This is a genomic window from Collinsella sp. SGI.178, from assembly GCF_050313495.1.
In the GTDB taxonomy this organism is placed as follows: Bacteria; Actinomycetota; Coriobacteriia; order Coriobacteriales; family Coriobacteriaceae; genus Collinsella.
Window position 1 is genome coordinate 1 of record NZ_JBNPLM010000041.1, and the last position, 2,797, is coordinate 2,797.

The window sequence follows — 2,797 nt, forward strand, 5'->3', positions numbered from 1 at the left end:
AGCCGCAGCTATAGCAGCCCAAAGTGCTTTGCGGCGTTGTAAATTCCGTCGTCGTCCACGGCGGTCGTCACGTAGGTCGCCGCGACCTTCACGGTATCCTGCGCGTTTCCCATGGCCACGCTCGTACCCACGGAGGCAAACATCGACAGGTCGTTCTCGCCGTCGCCAAAGGCAATCGCCTCGCTCGCGTCGATGCCCAGGCGCTCCAGCGTCGCCGCCACGCCCAGGTCCTTGCCGCCGTCTGCCGGAATAATGTCGCAGAACAGGTCGCACCAGCGCGTGGTGAGAGAATGCGACACGGCGTCGGTCACGATATGCTCGTCGGCCGGATCCACAAAGGCGCAAAACTGGTAAACCGGCGCATCGAAGGCGTGCTCAAACGGCTCCTCGTGGTAGACGATTCCCGCGTTGTTACCGGCCGTCACCACGCGCTCGGACAGGCGGTTCACAAACGAGTTCTCGCCCTGCATGCACAGTGAGTCATAGCGCCCCTGCGCCACCTGGTCCACAATCACCGCAACGTCGTCCGGATCAATCGGACAGCTGCGGTAGACGCCCTCGGCATCAAAGCAGTGCTGGCCCGAAAGTGTAATGTACGCATCCCAACCAAGATCGAACAGCCAATCCGGCATCTGGTAGGTCGGACGGCCCGTGGCGATCACGCACGCAATCCCCTGCTCGTGAAAGCTGTCGAGCACTTGCTGCGCCGACGCCGGAATCCGGTGCGTCTTAAAGCTCAGTAGCGTGCCGTCGATATCGAAAAACGCGGCTTTGATCATCCTCGTCTACTCCTCGCCCTCGAGCTTCTCGCTCGCCTCGAGCCACGCCATCTCCAGCTCGTCCATAGCGGCGTGAGCCTCGTCGATCTTTGCCTGCTGCTCGCCCAGCGCCGTGTAGTTGGTGGGGTCGACCTGAGCCATCGCGGCCTCGGCCTCCTCCACGCGAGCGCGCTGCGTCTCCATCTTGCGCTCGAGCGAGCTCACCTCGCGGCGGAGCTTCTGGCGCTCGGCGTTGGAAAGGCCATTGGGCTGACCGCTCGCCTTGGGCTTTTCGGCCGCAGCTGCCGCGGCACCGGTGTCAAACGTGCCGGTCTTGGCGCTCGGCGCACCCACGGGCTCGCCCTCGGCGGTGGCATTGCACAGGCGCAGGTACTGGTCGACGCCGCCGGGCATGTGCGTCAGGTGGCCGTCGAGCAGTGCCCACTGCTGGTCGGTCACGCGCTCCATCAAAAAGCGGTCATGCGTTACCAGAATCAACGTGCCGGGCCAACCATCGAGCAGGTCCTCGACAATCGCCAGCATGTCGGTATCCAGGTCGTTGCCGGGCTCGTCCAAGATGAGCACATTGGGCTCGTCCAGGATCGTCAGCAGCAGCGACAGGCGACGGCGCTGTCCGCCCGAAAGATCGCCGATACGACTCCAGAGCTGCTGCGTCGTAAAGCCCAGACGCTCGCAGAGCTTCTCGGGCGAGGTCTCCTTGCCATCGATAACGTAGTACTTCTTGTAGTTGCTGAGCACCTCGCGGATCGTGTCGCCCATGTAGGGCTCGAGCTCCTCGAGCTGCTGCGACAGCACGCCAAAGCGCACCGTCTGGCCAATCTTCACGCGGCCGCGCAGGGGCGCGATCTTGCCCTGAATCACATCGAGCAGTGTGGACTTGCCGGCGCCGTTCTCGCCCAAAAGACCATAGCGGTCGCCCGCACCAATGAGCCAGGTCACGTCGGAGAGCACTTGCTTGGGCGCGCCGTCGGTATCGGCATAGCCGGCGTCCACGTCGACCACGTCGATAACCTGCTTGCCCAGGCGACTCACCGCCAGGCGCTTGAGCTCCAGCTCGTCGCGCACGGGCGGTACGTCGGCGATGAGCTCGCGAGCGGCCTCCACACGAAACTTGGGCTTGGTGGAGCGCGCCTGTGCGCCGCGGCTCAGCCACGCGAGCTCCTTGCGCGCCATGTTGCGGCGGCGCTCCTCGGTAACGGCGGCCATGCGGTCGCGCTCTACGCGCTGAAGGATATATGCGGAGTAGCCGCCCTCGAAGGGGTCGACCTGGCCATCGTGGACCTCCCACATGCTGGTGCAGACCTCGTCCAAGAACCAACGGTCGTGCGTGACCACGAGCATGGCGCCCTGGCCGCGCTGCCAGCGGGCCTTTAAGTGGCGCGCGAGCCAGTTGATGGTGCGCATGTCCAGGTGGTTGGTGGGCTCGTCGAGCATGAGCACATCGTAGTCGCCGATCAGCAGGCGCGCGAGGTCCACGCGGCGGCGCTGACCGCCCGAAAGCTCGCCCACCGTGCCCTCCCAGGGCACATCGCTAATAAGGCCGGCCAGGATCTGGCGCGTACGCGGGCTCGACGCCCATTCGTACTCGGGCGTGTCGCCGACGACGGCATGATGCACGGTGTCGGTATCGACCAGGTTGTCCTTTTGGCCGAGCAATCCGATCGTGGTGTCGCGGCGGTGCGTCACGCGGCCGTCGTCGGGCTCCAGCACGCCAGCGAGCACACTCAGCAGCGTCGACTTGCCGTCGCCGTTTTTACCGACGATGCCAATGCGGTCGCCCTCGTCCACGCCGAGCGTCACGCTATCGAAAATATGCTTGGTGGGAAACTCTAGGCTGACGGAATCGCATCCCAAAAGAATCGCCATATGCCCTGCTCCTTCGTAGAAATTCAACGTTGTCCATGATAGCAGCGAGCCCCGCCCCAAAACCTACCAAAAAGGGACAGGTTTATTTTGGCAGGTTTTATCTGGGCAAACGTCAGAGCAGTCCAAGGGAACTCCGTGGTAAAACGTTAAAC

At 63.6% G+C, this 2,797-nt stretch carries 2 protein-coding genes; both read right to left on the bottom strand.

Annotated elements, in window-relative coordinates; all coding sequences use genetic code 11:
* Positions 1–8 precede the first annotated feature (8 nt).
* Entirely contained in the window at positions 9–779 is a 771-nt protein-coding gene (locus ACQRAQ_RS08480; protein WP_427794541.1) for a Cof-type HAD-IIB family hydrolase, read from the bottom strand.
* 6 nt (positions 780–785) lie between these two features.
* On the bottom strand, positions 786–2,645 hold the full coding sequence (locus tag ACQRAQ_RS08485) for an ABC-F family ATP-binding cassette domain-containing protein (protein ID WP_427794542.1): 1,860 nt from the start codon (positions 2,643–2,645) through the stop codon (positions 786–788).
* Between the last annotated feature and the right edge of the window lie 152 nt (positions 2,646–2,797).

Bases quoted from the DNA above. Each gene is read 5' to 3' on its own strand.
- ACQRAQ_RS08485 (WP_427794542.1), bottom strand. From the start codon at position 2,645: ATGGCGATTCTTTTGGGATGCGATTCCGTCAGCCTAGAGTTTCCCACC.
- ACQRAQ_RS08480 (WP_427794541.1), bottom strand. From the start codon at position 779: ATGATCAAAGCCGCGTTTTTCGATATCGACGGCACGCTACTGAGCTTT.